General features: G+C 60.3%; 14 protein-coding genes. 6 read left to right on the top strand and 8 right to left on the bottom strand.

Annotation, left to right across the window (positions count from 1 at the left end; translation table 11 throughout):
- Positions 1-29: 29 nt before the first annotated feature.
- The 7 genes from G494_RS27310 to G494_RS24920 all read right to left on the bottom strand — a co-directional run bounded on the left by G494_RS27310 (position 30) and on the right by G494_RS24920 (position 7,760).
- Positions 30-1,028, bottom strand: a complete 999-nt coding sequence (locus G494_RS27310; RefSeq protein WP_051305177.1) for a pentapeptide repeat-containing protein — start codon at positions 1,026-1,028, stop codon at positions 30-32.
- A gap of 41 nt (positions 1,029-1,069) precedes the next feature.
- Entirely contained in the window at positions 1,070-1,912 is an 843-nt protein-coding gene (locus G494_RS0100385; protein ID WP_028582915.1) for a motility protein A, read from the bottom strand.
- 11 nt (positions 1,913-1,923) lie between these two features.
- Positions 1,924-3,078 carry an OmpA/MotB family protein gene (locus G494_RS24925; RefSeq protein WP_051305172.1) on the bottom strand — a complete coding sequence of 385 codons (1,155 nt, stop codon included), beginning with the start codon at positions 3,076-3,078 and terminating at the stop codon, positions 1,924-1,926.
- A gap of 93 nt (positions 3,079-3,171) precedes the next feature.
- Positions 3,172-4,023, bottom strand: a complete 852-nt coding sequence (locus tag G494_RS0100375; RefSeq protein WP_028582914.1) for a sugar phosphate isomerase/epimerase family protein — start codon at positions 4,021-4,023, stop codon at positions 3,172-3,174.
- Positions 4,024-4,087: 64 nt separating this feature from the next.
- Entirely contained in the window at positions 4,088-4,891 is an 804-nt protein-coding gene (locus G494_RS0100370; protein ID WP_028582913.1) for a 4Fe-4S dicluster domain-containing protein, read from the bottom strand.
- Between the two features lie 55 nt (positions 4,892-4,946).
- A complete protein-coding gene (locus tag G494_RS0100365) occupies positions 4,947-7,163 on the bottom strand; it encodes a molybdopterin-containing oxidoreductase family protein (protein WP_028582912.1) in 2,217 nt (738 codons plus the stop codon).
- On the bottom strand, positions 7,164-7,760 hold the full coding sequence (locus G494_RS24920; RefSeq protein ID WP_028582911.1) for a TorD/DmsD family molecular chaperone: 597 nt from the start codon (positions 7,758-7,760) through the stop codon (positions 7,164-7,166).
- A gap of 1,058 nt (positions 7,761-8,818) precedes the next feature.
- Here G494_RS24920 and G494_RS0100350 point away from each other — a divergent pair.
- Positions 8,819-10,123, top strand: a complete 1,305-nt coding sequence (locus G494_RS0100350; RefSeq protein ID WP_028582909.1) for an L-lactate MFS transporter — start codon at positions 8,819-8,821, stop codon at positions 10,121-10,123.
- Positions 10,124-10,293: 170 nt separating this feature from the next.
- Positions 10,294-10,677, top strand: a complete 384-nt coding sequence (locus tag G494_RS0100345) for a thioesterase family protein (RefSeq protein ID WP_028582908.1) — start codon at positions 10,294-10,296, stop codon at positions 10,675-10,677.
- Positions 10,678-10,829: 152 nt separating this feature from the next.
- On the opposite strand, the gene G494_RS27305 is transcribed toward G494_RS0100345, so the two are convergent.
- Positions 10,830-11,366 carry a TSCPD domain-containing protein gene (locus G494_RS27305; RefSeq protein WP_208597618.1) on the bottom strand — a complete coding sequence of 179 codons (537 nt, stop codon included), beginning with the start codon at positions 11,364-11,366 and terminating at the stop codon, positions 10,830-10,832.
- A gap of 227 nt (positions 11,367-11,593) precedes the next feature.
- On the opposite strand from G494_RS27305, the gene G494_RS21235 reads away from it, so the two are divergent.
- From G494_RS21235 to fabD, 4 genes are all read left to right on the top strand, one after another.
- Positions 11,594-12,178 (top strand): TrmH family RNA methyltransferase, encoded by a 585-nt coding sequence (locus G494_RS21235; RefSeq protein WP_232362451.1) that lies wholly within the window; start codon positions 11,594-11,596, stop codon positions 12,176-12,178.
- Positions 12,179-12,503: 325 nt separating this feature from the next.
- On the top strand, positions 12,504-15,314 hold the full coding sequence (gene ileS, locus G494_RS0100330; RefSeq protein ID WP_028582907.1) for an isoleucine--tRNA ligase: 2,811 nt from the start codon (positions 12,504-12,506) through the stop codon (positions 15,312-15,314).
- 15 nt (positions 15,315-15,329) lie between these two features.
- On the top strand, positions 15,330-15,821 hold the full coding sequence (gene lspA, locus G494_RS0100325; protein WP_028582906.1) for a signal peptidase II: 492 nt from the start codon (positions 15,330-15,332) through the stop codon (positions 15,819-15,821).
- Positions 15,822-15,826: 5 nt separating this feature from the next.
- Positions 15,827-16,774, top strand: coding sequence for an ACP S-malonyltransferase (gene fabD / locus G494_RS0100320; RefSeq protein WP_028582905.1), 948 nt, complete (start codon positions 15,827-15,829; stop codon positions 16,772-16,774).
- Positions 16,775-16,785 lie beyond the last annotated feature (11 nt).

Here is a 16,785-nt window from a genome sequence, read left to right as displayed (position 1 = left end):
GAGTATTGATTCGGTTGGTGGTCAGGCCCTCATTGCAGGCCCATGGCCCCTTCCAGCAGGGCCTCGCTGAGGTCGGCTCCTTCCAGTCTGGCCCGGCGCAGGTCTGCCCGGATCAGGTTGGCCCCGTGGAGATCGGCCCCCCTCAGGTCGGCTCCCTGCAGGTTGGCTCCGGGCAGGTTGGCATAGGTCAGTCTGGCCTGGCGCAGATCCGCACCGCTGAGATCGGCCCGGCGGAGGTTGGCCATCCGCAGGTTGGCCCCCTTCAGGTCGGCCCCCCCCAGTTGGGCTGCTACCAGCGCACTCTGCTGGAGATCGGCTCCGGCCAGGTTGCAGCCGGGACAGTCCCGTGCCATCCACTGGAGCGTGGCCTGGTGGTCCTTCTGGCTGCGGTGGCTGGAGAGCGGTTGGTTGTCCCGGACCGTCACTGCAGGGGGGGGGGGCTCACTCCTGGGAGGGATGGAGGGGGGCTTATCCTGAAGCGCGGCAGCCTCTGCCTTACGTCGCTGGGAGCGGCGAAAGCTCTTTTTTTCCGGAGCAGGGGGGCGGTAGAGCTCCTGGTCGTCGCCTGGCAGGAGCTGGGCCGAGTATTCGAGCACATCGGCGCTGTTGGCCAGATGCAGACGGTCTGTTGCTCTGCCCGTAAAGAGCCGGAAGCAGCGCAGGTCGCCGTACCACCACTTGCTCAGCTGCAGGCAGAGCTCTCCGTCTTCACTGAGGTCCCAGCGGCCCGAGTCGCTGTTGGCATAGATATCCCTGGCAAAGAGTTTGCCCGAGGCAGCAAAGAAGAGGTAACTGTCCTCGTCGCTGGAGTGGAGGAAGAGGGTGTTGGCCTGCACCCGTTTCAGGGCCTCCGGGGCCTCCAGCTGTCGACTCCCCTCCTGCTCGACCAGGGTGGAGACCGTGGCCGGAGAACAGCCGAGAAAGAACAGACAGATCAGGCTAAGGGCGAGGAGACGATCCATGGGGCGACCAGGGGTTGAGGAGACGGTTGGCTCCCCTGCTGCAGGGGAAAGAAAGATCACCGCCATCCTACACTTCCTGGGCAGATTTCGCCATCTCCTTCTACTCTTCAGGGGGCAGGCTGCTCTCCTGCCCTGTCAGTATCTTCCTGGGAGCGGATATTGAATTTATCGCGGATCTTGGCCAGGGGCACCAGGTCGTCCTGGCGGGAGGAGGGGGTCAGGAAGGAGAGCAACTTGGTCTTCAATACCGTGGGGTTGAGTTCACTCTCAATGGCAACGATCCCCTCCAGGATGATCTTCTGGAGCAGGAGTTCGTGGTTGGTCCGTTCCCGCAGGTTGGCGGCAAAGGGCACGAAAAAGAAGTTGGCACAGACCAGACCGTAGAGGGTGGAGGTCAGGGCAATGGGCACGGTCCGGAGGATCACCGAGGTGTCGCCGATGCCGGCCAGCATGGAGATCAATCCCACCACCGAGCCGATGATCCCGAAGGCCGGGAAAAAATCGCCGATGGTGCGCAGGACCCGCTCACTGTCTTCCCGGCGCAGTTTGAAGAAGTACATCTCGGTGTTGAGGATATCCCTGATCTGGTGCGGGTCGTAGTTGTCCACCAGGCAGCCCAGGCCCCGACGGAGGAAGAGGATGGAGGTCTCCTGCTCCTCTTCCTGGAGGGAGAGGATCCCCTCCACCCGGGATTTGATGGCCAGGTTGATCAGCATCTCGACGATCTGATCCTCAGAGATGTTGCGCTGGGTATAGGAGGCACGGATGACCTGGAAGACGATCTTCAGGCGGTGGACCTGGAAGGAGAGCAGGGCCGCGGCACTGCTGCCGCCGACCACGATCATCAGGCCGGCCAGGTTGAAGTAGAGCCCCAGGTTGCCCTTGATCAGGAAACCGGTGAGGAAGATGAGAACACAGAGGGTCAGGCCGATCAGGTTTTTGCGTCGCATATTTCCGCTGTCTACTCCTTGAGGTCAATGGGGGCCGAGGCTGCAGCCGGAGCCGGATCTTTGGAGAGGATGATCTCCACCCGTCGATTGGCCCGCCGTTCCTGTTCGGTGCTGTTGGGACGGCGCGGCCGGAAATAACTGAATCCTGAGACCACGATCTGTTGGCCGGGCACCCCGATCTCCTCCACCAGAAAGCGGGCCACCCGGCTGGCGCGGGCCACGGAGAGCTCCCAGTTGGTGGGATAGCGGGCCGAGTGCATGGGCATGGAGTCGGTATGGCCGACCACGTTGATCATGTAGGGCGTCTGGGCAATGATGGGGCTGAGCTTGGCCAGGGAGATGCGTGCCTGGGGAGTCAGCTCTGCCTCGGCCGTGGCAAAGAGGAGGTCACCGGTGAGGATCAGGCGGACGGTTTTGTCCGGGATCAGCTCCACCGAGGCAAAGCGCTCCAGGTGTTCCCGGCTCAGGGTGGTGCGGGAGAGGTCATAGATCTCGGTGAAGATCTCCCCTTCAGCCGGGGCAGCTGCTGCCGGCTCACCTGTCTCCAGGGGTGTCGGCTCCAGGATCTCTTCCCGGGATTGGCGAATGACCAAGGCCCTTGACTGTACCCTGGAGCCGGCTTGCTGGTGCCCGGACTCTGCAGCGGTCTCAGCAGCCGGGGGGGCGGTTGGCGGGGGCAGTTCGGCCGGCGGGGCTTCGTCGCTGAGCCGGATCGGGATATCCTTCCCCTCCAGGGCCGGGTCAGCGGCGAGCTCCTCTGCACTCATCTGTTCCACGGCCTTGAGCGGGGTGGAGCGGCGTTGGCTGATCTGGGGGGAGATGGGGTGAAAGGGCCGCCCGCTGATGGTTGCAGGGGGCAGGGGCATGGTGGTGCCGGCGATGACTGCGATCTCTTCCTGGTCAAGGAACTGGCGATGGGCCAGCTGGTAGACAAAGAGGGTCAAAAAGAGGATAAACATGGTCATCATCAGGTCAGACCAGGCTATGGACCAGTGGGTGGCGGCAGGGGTGCGGGAGCGAAAGAAGGAATCTTCGATCACAAAGAGCGGCTGGCTGATGGTCTGGTGATAGTCGGCAGGCGGGCGGGCGATCCCGTTGGGGTCACCATGATCCTCTTGGCCTGGTGCTGCCTGGCGCTCGCCTGATGCGGCCTTGTTGGTATCCATGCTCCAGGATAGCTTGAATAGGGAGTTTTTTCAATCAAAGTCAGCCGGCTGTGATCCTGGAGCCGGCACAGAACACCCTGGGACCGTGGCCCCTCAGCTCTCCAGGGGCTGGCCGCTCAGGGCGGCGGTGTCGAACCGTTCCAGGGCGGCCAGGCTGCTCAGGGTATCCTGGACAGAGCGCTGCTCCAGGGTAGAGAGCAGCCGCCGGCCGTCTTGAGCCAGCCGCTGGAGCAGGCCCTGAAAGTCGAAGCAGCCGCTGCCTATGGGGCCATGGGCGTCACTCGAGCCGTCGTTGTCATGGAGGTGGAGCTGGCCGAGCCAGGGGCCCAGCTCTGCCAGCCACTGTTGCCAGGGGGTGGAGGAGAAGGCCAGCACATGGCCCACATCCAGGCAGAATCCCGGAGAAAACTCTTCCAGCCGGGCAAAGAGGGCCCGGTGGATCGAGGGGTCCCGCTCATAGGTGTTCTCAAACATCACCTTTACCCCGGCCGCTTGAGCCAGGGGCAGCAGCCCTTTCCAGGTCTCGGTGCTGACCGAGAGCCAGCGCTCCAGGTTGTGACGGTGTCGCTGGTGATTGTAGCCCAGGTGGCAGACTATGCTCCTGGGGCGAAAGAGCGGCAGCAGGGCAAAGGCACGGCGCAGCTTTTCCCGGCTTAGGTCAAGGATCCGTTCATCGAAACCACCCGGGGTCAGGTCCTGGAACGGGGCATGGATGGTGGCGGCCAGACCGCAGCCATGGAGGAGCCGGGCCGCCTCCTCGAACCGCGCCCCTGGTTCATGCCAGAGGGCGTTTCCCTCCAGGCCGATCTCTGGCTGCAGCCTCTGGGGAAGCAGCAGGCGGTGAAGATCGTCGTGGAGGCGTGGGTAGGGGGTGGTGATGAAGCAGTGGGCGGTGATCGCGCGGAATCGCTCGAGGCAGGGTGGTTTTTTTGAGGGGGAAGTCATGGCAGCAAAAAACCCGCCACCCTCAAGGGTGGCGGGCTGTCTATGTACAGGGGCAGGCCTGGGGCTACTCCTGATCCTTGTTGTTGAGACCGCTGACCAGCAGGCCGCCGGCCAGGCCCAGCAGGCCCAGCTCCTTGACCTGCTTGAGCGCCGGTCGGGTCATCTTGGCCAGCATGATCCGCCGCAGGGAGGCCTCGGGCATCTCCTGGGGGGCAGACTGCATCAGCAGTTCCATGTCCGCCTTCTTGGAGCCGAAGTAGCGGCTGTTGGGGCCGATCTGGACCGCGGCAGAGCTCAGGCCAACGGCTCCCCTCTTCACATACCGGGCAACCTCGGATTTCGGATCATCCAGGTCGCCGAAGATTCGGGCCCCAGCCAGACAGGTCTGCACACAGGAGGGCTGCAGTCCCTCTGCCACCCTCGGCATACAGTAGGTGCACTTGTCGGCCTTGCCGTCACTCTCATCATCGGCCAGGGCCTCGTTGATGTAACGGGCTCCATAGGGGCAGGCGTCGGCACAGGCGCCACAGCCGATGCAGCGTTCCTTGTCGATCTGGACGGTACCGTTAAAGGGGTCCTTCCAGGTGGCTGCCACCTCCATGGTGACGGTCTTGCCGCTCTTGGCGTCCTTCATGGTCATGGCCACCGGGTCTGCGGGACAGACGTCCACGCAGGAGGGCTGGTCGCAGTGGTTGCAGAGCCCAGGGTAGTAGGTATAGGCCATGCCGGCAGTGGTCATGGCAGGGCCAAGCCGATGGACCCAGTTGCGCCCGTACTGGGCAGGCACTTCCCACTCAGCCTTGCAGGCAATGGTGCAGGCGTGACAGCCCACACAGCGGTCAATATCGATAATCATGCCATATTGCATTAGAATTCCTCCAGAATATATAAAGCGATGTGTGCCGGTATGTGCAGGCTCGCCATCAGCTGACTTTTACAAGCTTGACAAAGTTGTTGCGCATGCCATGGCAGCCGGTCTCCGGGTCAACAGCCAGTTTGGTGATCATGGACTGGTCGTCGATACCCTTGTTGTAGCCAACGGTGAGTTCCGGGTTCATGGAGCCAAAACCGTGGTAGATGTAGACCGCGTCCTCACGGATACCCGGAGTGACCTTGATCGGGGCCGTGGTCCGTGACTTGACCCCATCCTGGTTTTCCAGGCTGACGGTGTCGCCGTCCTTGAGCCCGAGTTTGGCAGCCACCTTATCGTTGAGCCAGATGGGGGTGGAGTCCATGGCTGCCATCAGCCAGGCATTATTCTGGGTCCGGTTAAAGGTGTGCACCGGTGAGCGACCGTAGAGCAGGCGCAGGTAGCCTGCAGGGGGCTGCTCCACCGGGATATAGGTGGGGATGGCCGGATAATCGGCATCAGCCAGGTCTTCGTTGTAAAAGTAGACGCTCATATCCTCAGGAATCCCGTAGGGATCCTTACCCGGCTGGAGGTGGATGCCACCCTCTGCCCGGATCTTGTCGATGGACAGGCCGACTCCGGAGAGGCGGTAGTTGACCATCTCCACCTGGTCCTTGGTGGGGATCTGGTCGCCATAGCCCATCCGTCTGGCGATCTCGTTGGTGATCCAGATGCCGTCCTTGCGTTCAAAGGCCGGGTCCACCAGGGGCATCCGCGGGGCGATGTACTGCTGGTGCTCGTCGCTGAAGTTCCACTGGGTACCGGTCTTGATATAGTCGTAGCGCTCCAGGTAGGAGGCCTCGGGCAGGAGGATGTCGGCAAACATGGTGATATCGGTGGGCATGATATCGGTACACATCACGAAATCCATCTGCGCAAGCATCTGGATGGTCTTCTCCTGGTTGGGGATGGTCTGGATGGGGTTCTGACCCCAGATCACACAACCCTTGATGGGATAGGGCTTGCCGCTGATGGCCGCATCCCGGATCAGGTCCGTTGGGGTACCCGGAGGAGAGAACTCGTAGGGGTTGTCGCTGTACTCGGTGAGGCGATCGGGCTCATGGTCCCCATGGGGCCACTTGACCTTTTTCAAACCTTTGGGTCCCTTGGGCGGGACAAAGGCACCCTTGACCCCGAAGGCGCCGAGGACGCCGGTGAGGCAGGCCAGGGCACGCTGACGCTGGAAGTCGTTGCCGTACCAGGAGACGTGTCGGCCCGGATGGATGGCTACGTTGGGGGCGTTGGCAGCCAGCAGGTCGGCTACCTCTTTGATCTGGGCCGCCGGGATGTCGCACTCGGCCGCCGCTCGCTCCAGGGTCCACTCCTTAATGCCCTCGCTGAACTCTTCAAAGCCTTCGCCATACTCTTCGATGAAGTCGGCGGCGTGCTTGTCATTTTGGATCAGGTAGTTCATCATGGCCAAGAGCATGGCGGTGTCGGTGCCGGGCCGGATGGGTACCCAGACATCGGCCTTGGCGGCCGAGGCTGAGAAGCGGGGATCCACCACCACCAGCTTGGCACCGTTCTCCAGTCCCTTGAGGTAGCGCTTCAGGTGGGAGACATGGACGTTTTCCCCGAAGTGACCGCCTAAAAGGAAGATCACCTTGGAGTTGGGCATGTCCACGTTTTCCCCCGGCGGCTTGTCAATGGTGGCCACATAGGCCATATCGCGGATGCCGCGGCACTGGAAGAAGGAGGCCTCCGAGACGTTGGGGGTGCCCACGGTGTGCTCAAAGAAGTGGAAGGGGTAGCTTGCCGAGGCGCCGTGGGGAAAGATGGCCAGGGACTCGGGACCGTGTTCATCGACCACGGCCTTGAGTTTGGAGGCACAGGTGTCCAGGGCTTCGTCCCAGCTGATTCGTTTCCATTGAGGAGCGCCGCGCTTGCCCACGTTTTTCAGGGGGTACTTCAACCGATCGGGATCATAGAGCATCTTGATGCCGGCATTACCACGGGCACAGATGGAGGCGCCGTTGTCAATGGATTTTGGGTTACCCTCGATCTTGACCAAACGGCCGTCACGCACCTTACCCACCAGCTGACAGCGCCAGAAGCACATCTCGCAGACGCCGCCGACCACCGTCTCGGTATCCTTGAAACTTCCCGGCGGGATCAGTGGGGTTTTGACGACTTCAGAATCTGCCTTGGCCACAACCTTCGAGAGCGGCACGGACGCAGCGGCAATGGAGGCGGTTTGCAGGAATCTCCGCCTGGTCAGGTTTATTGCCATTTACTGTTCCTCCTTGGTGAAAAAATCGATTAACTGTATCGACACCCGGTAGAAGGGGTGTCGAGCTTCATGCATACATTTTTCGAAAAACTGTGCAAACCAGGGGCGGAAGAGGGTCGCAAGAAAGAGTTCTTCCTCCTCGAATCTGGATTCACGGGTCAGTGCTGCCAGGAAATCCAGCTCGTGCTGGAGATGATCCGGCGGCTCCGTGGAGTCGATGACATCAAAACCACAGCTGAGATAAAAGTCCTTGGTCTTTTCCGTGGTCTTCCCCTGGATGGTACGATCTCCATCCAGATAGACCGAGGCATAGGGGGGAACCGTGGAGCAGGGGACCGAGTTGATGAACAACCGGGTGTACTCAAGCTGGAGTTCTTCCAGGGGATCCGCGCTATCGGCTCGCCAGAGCAGGAACTCCTCGAGTTGGGGCTTGAGCTCCAGGGACTCCAGGAGGGCGGCAAAGGCCTCAAGAAACTGATCGTCAAGAAAGTGCGCATCAGGGTAGCGCATGCTCAGCGCCAGAAAGGAGTAGACATCGCTGAGGAGGACGGCTTCCTCGGCAGGCTCTGCAGGGGGCAGGGGATGGGGGCTGGTCATGGTCTTGGCATCTACTGCATGATAGGATTGTAAGGGACGAAGTCTCTGGGGAATCTCTTCTGGGATCTCTCTATGCTATATCTTATATAGTGCACCGGATGATACCTGCGAGTCAGCGTGTACCTCTGTCGAAGGCTCTACAGGCCTGCCGGCTGCGGGCAGAGACCTGTGAGGACGGGGTCGGACGGGAACGTCAATATCGGCACATCGTAGCACAAAAGAGCGGTGAGTACAAGGTCCGTATCTTTCCCCTGTTCAGCTTTTCTCAGCGCAGCTGGGCTAGGCCAGGCAGGGCCCTATCTGCACGGGTGGCGCCCTGTAGGGGCAAGGTGAGGGGGCAGGGGACCCGGCCGGGAGGGTGCCGCTGGGAGCAGCAACTCCAGGAGTCGGCAAAGCCGGGCTGTGCGAGGCCGGCTTGGCGTCACCTTCAGCAGGGTAACTCAGCTGCGTAATTCAGCAGGCGAGGCTGGCAGCGAACAGCCGGCAAGGGCTTGGGGTAGAGCTTTTTTTACAGAATTTTTTGAGGGGAAAAAGGGGGAGACCATTTTTTTTTGAGCTCAAAAAAAACGGCTTCCGGAACCGAAATATGTGGACTGAGCAGGATCAGGTTGTCTGGATTTGCCCGAAAAAGAGGCTGGCCAAGGTGGAAGCGGATACCAGGCGAAATGAGTCTGGAATAATATGTGTTTTAAAGGGAAATATCGATGAATGGAGGTTCATTATTTTTGCCAGCCCTGCGGGGTCCCGCAGAAAAATGACGGCCAATCCTTGCCAGCCGAGGGGATGTCTGGTATGGTTCGAGTTTTTTGTGTCCTATCTGTTTGCTTTTCTGGGATGTTTCAAGCTCTCTCCCATTTTAGCCCTTCCTGCTATTTTCTCGTCTTTTCCCTCCCCTTTTATCACTTGACGCCCAGTTTACGGGTTGTTATAAGGGCTTAACTTCAGTGGTACACTTTCGTGTTGAAGTAGTTGTATTGATTGCGTTGTCCACCAATAGCCCTGGGAAGTCAATCCCTGGGCTAAACAATAGTAAATCATACAAGGGGGAGGTAAGTTTTATGAGTCAAGACAAAGTGCCTGTACAAGCTTGGATTACGACGTTCGCGGGTACGGCGATCAACGCATGTCTGGGTATTCTCTATGCCTGGAGTGTGTGGAAAAAGTCTCTGGTCAATACAGAGTTGGCTGGGCAGGCAATGGACGGGGTCAATGCCGGCTGGACGTACCTGTCCAATGCCCAGGCAGCTACACCTTTCTCCATCTGCGTCATATTCTTTGCCTTAACCATGATTCCTGGTGGCAAGATTCGGGACGCCTTTGGTCCTAAATTCGGTGCCACCCTTGGTGGTCTGTTGCTTGCAGCAGGCTGTATCCTCGCTGGTATGATGAAGAGTTACACCGGTCTGATCATCGGTTTCGGTATCCTGGGTGGTTCTGCCATGGGTATCGGTTATGCCTCACCTACGCCGGCTGCCTTGGCCTGGTTCGGTCCGCACCGTCGTGGCGTTATCGCCGGTCTGGTTGTTATGGGGTATGGTGGTGCCGCGCTCTATATCGCGCCCCTAGCCCGTTACCTGATCGACAAGTTCGGTATCTCCGGAAGTTTCATCGCCCTGGGTATCTTCTTTGCCCTGGTCGTGATCGTTGCCGGTCAGCTGCTGCTCTCCACGCCTGAAGGCTACACCCCGCCGGCTGCCCCGGTCAAAGAGGGCGCCGTTGCTCCCAAGGTTGCTGTGGCTACCAAGAAGAACTGGCAGTGGCAGCAGATGATCAAGACCCCCCAGTACTGGATGCTCTTGGTGATGTTCATCCTGGCCACCCAGTCCGGTCTGTTGATCATCGGTAATGCCGCAGGCATGCTCGCCAAGAGCGCCAAGGCTATTCCCTTCCTGGCGGCCAACGCCTGGATCCTCGCCTCGTACGGTGGTATCATGAATGCTGCCGGTCGGCCCTGTACCGGTATCTACTCCGATGGCTGGAGCCGGATGAAGGCCTATGCCCTGAACAACGGTGTTGCCGCCATTGCCCTGGCCTGTATGCCGATGATCATGGCCTCTCAGAACCTGTTCCTGCTCTTCCTGGCCGTAGGTGTCGGTTACTGGCAGTACGGTGGACTCCTGTCCCTGATGCCTTCCTTTATCGCCGACTTCTTTGGCGCCAAGAACCTGGGCATGAACTTTGGTGTGGTCTTCTTCGGTTGGGGCCTGGGTGCCTTCATGCCTCGCCTGGCCGGTACCATCAAAGATAAGACCGGTAGCCTGGACACCGCCTTCTACCTGTCGGCGGCCCTGCTGGTCCTCTCCGTGGTCATCGCCCTGATGCTGAAGCGGCCGGACGATTCCCACATCCCGGCAGAGCAGTAACAGCCGCAGGAGGGACGAGTCGTTCGTTCCAAGCGTAGTCGTCAAACGCGGATATGCCCCAGGCATGTCCGCGTTTTTTTTTGTTGAGCCCGCACAGCTGCGGCAGGCCCAGAGGGTGGTTGTCGGCGGCAGGCGGGGAGTGTTCAACCCATCAAGCGGGGGAAGAGGAGATGGATGTTCAATTGGAAATCGGCCTGAAAGGTCAGGAGAAGATGGTGGTGGGGCATAAGGATACCGCCGCCCAGTACGGCAGCGGCCTGGTGGAGGTCTTTGCCACCCCGGCCATGGTGGCCCTGATGGAGAAGACCTGTCTGGGCTCGGTGCTGCCGTTTTTACCAAGCGGCTCCGGCACCGTGGGGATCAAGGTCGATATCAGTCATACCAGGGCTACCCCTGTGGGGCAGGAGGTGGTCTGTGAGTCAACCCTGGTGGAGCAGGATAAGCGCAGGCTGGTCTTTGAGCTGGTGGCCCGGGATCAGAACGGCGAGATCGGCAGGGGGCGTCATGAGCGCTTTATCATCGATACCGCGAAGTTCATGGCCAAGCTGGACTGAATCCCGCTGATTCCGGCCCAAGACCAGGGGGCGGAGCGTCGGCCTGGAGTCCGTGGTGCCCGGCTGTTGCCGTCAGAAAGGTCGCTGTCCGGTGCTCGCTTCAAGGGGGCTCCCTGACTCCGGCAGCAGCTGACAGGGGGCGCCCTCGGATATCAGGAGGGGAGGTTGTATTTGCTCAGCACCCGGTAGAGCAGGTCGGGCAGATCATCCTGTTGGCGTGAGCTGCGCTGGATCTGGGTGAGGCACTTGTTCAGGGTCAACCGTTCCCCCAGAACCACATGGCGGAGGATCATCGAGATCAGCCGGGTGATGGTGGTCAGGTTGGAGATTCTGGACTGGAGTTGATGGTCCCGGTCAAAGGCGGTGGAGGCAAAGATTTCCACCGGTTTGCCTTCGATCTCGCTGACCGAGAGGTACCACTTGTTGAATTCACGGTCCATTGCCCGGTAGCGTTTACCGTCAAGGACCTCCGGCAGCTCGCCCTCGGCATCGATCATGCTGCTCTGCGGCCTGGGCAGGATCGGCTCGTCCTGGTAGTGTCGCCAGAGCGCCTTGATGGCCTCTGGATTATTGCGGACCGCCCGGGCCACCGGGCTGCACCCGGGACAGATGGTCGGCTCTTGAGGCGCTGCAGCCGGGGTGTCCAGTCCGCAGAGGATACAGGGGAGAGTGGGGCTGGTTTCCTTCAAAGTATACTCCATGGAAAAAATTGTAGGGAGAGGCGGAGCCGTGGGATTTCCTGGTCAGGTTCAGCCGGCTGAGCTGTCCTTGCTGCTGTGAGGATAGCGTGCACGCACAGGGCCGGTATGCCGGTGCAGGCAAGGGCTCAAGCCAGTCCAGATGCCCAAAAGATCAACCTTGTATACCCTGCCAGGCCACCCCGGGAAAGAAAAAAATAGCGTCAAGGATGAGGAAAATGAGAAGCCGATTTAACCGTCGACAGGATATGGCCACCAGGTTTACCAAGGCCAAGCGCAAAAACCTGATCTATGCCCAGCCGGGTCCCCATGAGTGTGTGGTCATTCTGGACGGACTCAAGCCTGATTTTAATATCGGCAAGATTATTCGTTCCGCAGATGCCTTTGGTATCCGGGAGGTTCATCTCACCGGGGTTGATTTTTTTGATCCTGAACCGGCCAAGGGCTCCATGCGCTGGGTGGTGGTCCGGCAACATCAGGATTTTGCCGGCTGTTATCGGGCCCTGGAGGATCAGGGCTTCACCTTCCTCTGTCTGGAGCCGGGGGGGGAGCAGCTTCTGGGCAGTGGGGAGCTTCCTCTGAAGACCGCCTTTGTGGTCGGGCACGAGGAGTTTGGCCTGAGCTTTCAGGTCGACGACTATCCGGCATTTCAGCGGCTGACCATTCCCCAGTGGGGTAAGGTGCAGAGCCTCAATGTCAGTGTGGCCGCCTCGCTGGCCATGTATGAGTATGTGCGCCAGCATGGCAGGGCGGAGCAGGCCAGAACCGGTCAGCTTGCAGAGCAGCTGCTCAACCAGGGCTAAGCGCCGGATCCGGACGCGGCCCGCTGGTGGTCGAATGGGTTCCTGTTGCCTTGCGGGCCACCTTTTCCCTTGCAACTTCACCCTTAGTTGGTAGAATTCGCTCCTTTGACTGTCCCAGCCGATGTACTGTTGACACCATTCGGCTGTCTTGAAGGGGGATATATTTCCCCTGTTTGCCAGAGTCCCGAAGCCCTGAGTTGCGGTTATCTGGCTGATATTCTGAGGCGATAGCTGTGCTTGCCACACCTGGCTTGGCCGGGCATGCAGCTGTCTGCGCTGACTTTTCGACCTTTTTTGTCTATATATTCGACCATAGAGAGCAACCATGGACTACCGGGATACACTGAACCTGCCGAAAACCAACTTCAAGATGAAGGCAAATCTCACCCAGAAAGAGCCGATGGTGCTCAAGCGGTGGGACAAGGAGCAACTCTACGCCAAGTTGCAGCAGCACGCCGCCGGTAAACCGGATTTTATCCTCCACGACGGTCCTCCCTATGCCAACGGTAATATCCATCTGGGCACGGCCTTTAACAAGGTCCTCAAAGACATTATCCTCCGCTCCAAGCGGATGGCCGGCTTCAACGCCCCCTATATCCCGGGCTGGGACTGTCATGGCCTGCCCATTGAGCACAATGTGGACCTGGAACTGGGGGCCAAGAAGAGCGAGATCTCCATCCTGGGCAAGAGGAATGCCTGCCGCAAGTATGCCGGCAAGTGGATCAAGACCCAGAAGGCCCAGTTCAAGCGCTTAGGCGTTCTGGGTGACTGGGACAATCCCTACCTGACCATGAACTATGGCTACGAGGCGACCATTGCCGCCGAGTTTAACAAGTTCCTGCTGGCCGATACCGTGGTTCGATCCAAGAAACCGGTCTACTGGTGCTCCACCTGTACCACGGCCCTGGCCGAGGCAGAGGTGGATTACGATGACCACAGCTCGCCCTCGGTCTATGTGAAGTTCCCTGTACGTTCTGACCTGGGCGAGGTGGCTCCGGAGCTGGCCGGCAAAAAGGTGCAGGTCGTCATCTGGACCACCACCCCCTGGACCCTGCCCGCCAACCTGGCGGTGGCCTTCCATCCCGAGGTGGTCTATGCCGCCGTGGCTGTGGAGGATGAGGTCTGGATCCTGGCCAAGGATCTGGTGGAATCCTGCTTTGCCCTGTTTGAGCGCCAGGACTATCGGCTCCTGACCAGTTTCTCGGCAGCCAAGCTGGAGGGCAAGACGTGCCGTCACCCCTTTCTTGAGCGGGACTCCCTGATGGTCCTGGCCGACTACGTGACCACCGATTCCGGAACAGGCTGTGTCCACACCGCGCCGGGCCACGGAGCCGATGATTATCAGACCGGGCTGCGCTACGGGCTTGAGGTCTTCTCGCCGGTGGATGACCAGGGCTGCTTCACAGCAGATGCCGGCCCCTATGCCGGAGAACAGGTGCCCGAGGTCAACCAGCGGATCATCGCCGATATGCAGGCCGACGGCAGCCTGGTCAAGCAGACCGTCATCAACCACAGTTATCCCCACTGCTGGCGTTGCAAGAAGCCGGTGATGTATCGGGCCACGGCCCAGTGGTTTATCTCCATGGAAAAGGAGGCCCTCCGTCAACAGGCCCTGGAGGCGATCAAGGGGGTGTGCTGGACCCCGAGTTGGGGCGAGCAGCGGATCTCCGGGATGGTGGAGGCCCGTCCGGACTGGTGTCTCTCCAGGCAGCGCTCCTGGGGGGTGCCGCTGACCGTGTTCTCCTGCACCAGCTGCGGAGAGGTCCTCAAGAACCAGGAGGTCTGTGAACGGATCACGGCCCTGTTTCAGGAGGAGGGGGCCGATGCCTGGTTCAAGCATGGGCCCGAGGCCTTCATCCCCGAGGGGGTGGCTTGCAGCTGCGGCAGTCATGACTTTACAAAGGAGACCGATATCCTGGATGTCTGGTTTGACTCCGGCACCAGCCATGCCGCGGTCCTGGAGCCCCGGGAGGAGTTGCACTCCCCGGCCGACCTCTACCTGGAGGGCAGTGATCAGCATCGCGGCTGGTTCCAGTCCTCCCTGCTCACCTCGGTGGGTACCAGGAAGCAGGCCCCCTACCGGGGGGTGCTCACCCATGGCTATGTGGTGGACGGTAAGGGCAAGAAGATGTCCAAGTCCGTGGGCAACGTGGTCGCGCCCCAGGAGGTCATCGACCAGTATGGGGCCGAGGTGCTGCGCCTCTGGGTGGCCAGTGAGAACTACCAGGATGATGTCAAGGTTTCGCCCGAGATCCTCAAGCAGGTCTCAGATGCCTACCGTAAGATCCGCAACACCATGCGCTTTCTGCTCAGCAACCTGGCCGACTTCGATCCCCAGCTCCACCAGGTGGAGCCTGCGGCCTTTACCGAACTGGACCGCTGGGCCCTGGCCCGCTATGCTCTCCTCTGCGATCAGGTCACTGACGCCTATGAGCGTTATGAGTTCCACGCGGTCTATCACCGCCTCTTTAACTTCTGCGGAACCGTGGTCTCCAGCCTCTATATGGATGTCCTCAAGGACCGGCTCTACTGCTCGGCCCCGGATGCACCCCAACGAAGGGCAGCCCAGACCGTGATCCACCGGATCCTCGACGGCCTGCTCCGTTTGATGGCCCCGATTCTCTGTTTTACCGCCGATGAGGCCTGGGCCTCCTTCCTGGGGCATGATCAGAACGGACCGGTGGAGCAATCCATCAGTTTTGCCTCCTTTCCCACGGTGGACGACATCCCCAGGGATGAGGCCTTCATGGCCCGCTGGGATAAACTGCTCATGATTCGCAGTGCCATCACCCGGGTGCTGGAGTCGGCACGGCGGGAGAAGAGCATCGGTCTCTCCCTGGACGCCCAGGTGGTGCTGAGGGCAGACGGCGAACTGCGTTCCTTTGTGGAGGCCCATCAGGACCAGCTCCAGGAGCTCTGTATCGTCTCCTCCCTGGTCGTGGCCCCGGAGGGTAGCGACCAGGAGCTTGTCTTCTCCAGTGATGAAAGCGTTGAAGGATTGGAGGTTGCGGTCCAGCCCGCACCAGGGGAGAAGTGCGAGCGCTGCTGGATGCTCGCCACCACCCTCGGCACCGATGAACAGCACCCGGCGCTCTGCTCCCGCTGCGCCGAGGTCGTCCGCTCCCTGGACAGTTGAGGTCCACTCTAGCCCATGTGCTTTTTCCTTCCTCTGTTCCTGGTCGTGGTCTTGGACCAGGCAAGCAAATACTGGATCCTGCAGTGCTTTAGCCTCTATGAGACCCGGGAGATTATCCCGGGTCTCTTTAATCTCACCTTTCTCACCAACAACGGCGCGGCCTTCAGTATCCTGGCCGGCCAACCGGCACTGTGGCGACAGCTCTTTTTTATCTCAGCAACCCTGGTGGCCCTGGTGATCATCGGCATCGCCCAGCGTAGCTACAGCCGCGATTCCCGCTGGTACAGTATCGGCCTGGGCCTGATAGCCGGCGGCGCCATCGGGAACCTGATCGATCGCATTCGCTTTGCCTATGTGGTTGATTTTCTCGATCTCCACCTCAAGGGGCATCACTGGCCTGCCTTTAATATCGCCGATGCCGCGATCAGCGGAGGAGTGGTGATCTTCATGATCACCTCCATTCTGGTCGAGCGCAGAAAGAAACAACAACACTCTACCCCCATATGATAGATATGAAAAAAACAGCTATTCTCTTTCCCGGTCAGGGATCACAGTACCTGGGCATGGGCCAACCATTCCTTGAAACCGATCCCCAGGCCGCCGAGCTCTTTGCCCAGGCCAGCCGGATCTCCGGCTTTCCCCTGGAACAACTCTGTCTGGAGGGGCCCATGGCAGAGCTGACCCGGGTGCTCCATCTCCAGCCGGCCCTGACCGTGATCAACCTGATCTGTTGGCAGCAGCTGAAAAAACGGCTGCCCGACTTTACCCCGGCCTATCTGGCCGGTCACAGCCTGGGCGAGTATTCGGCGCTCTATGCGGCCGGCGCGATCTCGGCTGAGGGGGCTCTCTCTCTGGTCACCCGCCGCGGCGAGCTGATGGAGCGTGAGGGTGCGGCCAATCCCGGCGGCATGCGGGCGGTGCTCGGACTCTCCCATGACCAGGTCGAAGAGCTCCAGGCCGGGATGCAGGGACCTGGGGTGGCGGTGATCGCCAACCACAATACCCCGGCCCAGATTGTGATCTCCGGCGATGCCCAGGGCCTCGACCAGCTGGGCGCGCTCTGTCAGGAGCAGGGGGCAAAGGTTATCCCCTTAAAGGTGAGCGTGGCCAATCACAGTCCCCTGGTGGCCGGGGCGGTTGCTGACTTTTCCGCCTTCCTGGAGACGGTCGACTTCAGTTCTCCGAGCGTACCGCTGCTCTTCAACGTGACCGCCGATGCCATCGATGATCCTGCCACCATCCGCCAGGTCATGGCCAGGCAGATCGCCTCGCCGGTGCGCTGGGCAGAGATCATTGAAAAGATGGTTGACCATGGGGTCGAGCTCTTCATCGAGCTGGGTCCCAAAAACGTCCTCACCGGCATGATGAAAAAGATTTTGCCGCGAAACAGCGGGATCGTCTGCCTCCAGGCAGACAGCCCCGAGGGACTGGATAAGGCTGCGGCTGCAATCACCGGCTGATAAGCACCCGG

This window comes from Desulfogranum mediterraneum DSM 13871 (genome assembly GCF_000429965.1).
GTDB lineage: Bacteria > Desulfobacterota > Desulfobulbia > Desulfobulbales > Desulfobulbaceae > Desulfogranum > Desulfogranum mediterraneum.
Note: the sequence above shows the minus strand (reverse complement) of the source record. Positions and strands in the feature narration are given on the sequence as shown.

Bases quoted from the DNA above. Each gene is read 5' to 3' on its own strand.
- G494_RS27310 (WP_051305177.1), bottom strand. From the start codon at position 1,028: ATGGCGGTGATCTTTCTTTCCCCTGCAGCAGGGGAGCCAACCGTCTCC.
- G494_RS0100385 (WP_028582915.1), bottom strand. From the start codon at position 1,912: ATGCGACGCAAAAACCTGATCGGCCTGACCCTCTGTGTTCTCATCTTC.
- G494_RS24925 (WP_051305172.1), bottom strand. From the start codon at position 3,078: ATGGATACCAACAAGGCCGCATCAGGCGAGCGCCAGGCAGCACCAGGC.
- G494_RS0100375 (WP_028582914.1), bottom strand. From the start codon at position 4,023: ATGACTTCCCCCTCAAAAAAACCACCCTGCCTCGAGCGATTCCGCGCG.
- G494_RS0100370 (WP_028582913.1), bottom strand. From the start codon at position 4,891: ATGCAATATGGCATGATTATCGATATTGACCGCTGTGTGGGCTGTCAC.
- G494_RS0100365 (WP_028582912.1), bottom strand. From the start codon at position 7,163: ATGGCAATAAACCTGACCAGGCGGAGATTCCTGCAAACCGCCTCCATT.
- G494_RS24920 (WP_028582911.1), bottom strand. From the start codon at position 7,760: ATGACCAGCCCCCATCCCCTGCCCCCTGCAGAGCCTGCCGAGGAAGCC.
- G494_RS0100350 (WP_028582909.1), top strand. From the start codon at position 8,819: ATGAGTCAAGACAAAGTGCCTGTACAAGCTTGGATTACGACGTTCGCG.
- G494_RS0100345 (WP_028582908.1), top strand. From the start codon at position 10,294: ATGGATGTTCAATTGGAAATCGGCCTGAAAGGTCAGGAGAAGATGGTG.
- G494_RS21235 (WP_232362451.1), top strand. From the start codon at position 11,594: ATGAGAAGCCGATTTAACCGTCGACAGGATATGGCCACCAGGTTTACC.
- ileS (WP_028582907.1), top strand. From the start codon at position 12,504: ATGGACTACCGGGATACACTGAACCTGCCGAAAACCAACTTCAAGATG.
- lspA (WP_028582906.1), top strand. From the start codon at position 15,330: ATGTGCTTTTTCCTTCCTCTGTTCCTGGTCGTGGTCTTGGACCAGGCA.
- fabD (WP_028582905.1), top strand. From the start codon at position 15,827: ATGAAAAAAACAGCTATTCTCTTTCCCGGTCAGGGATCACAGTACCTG.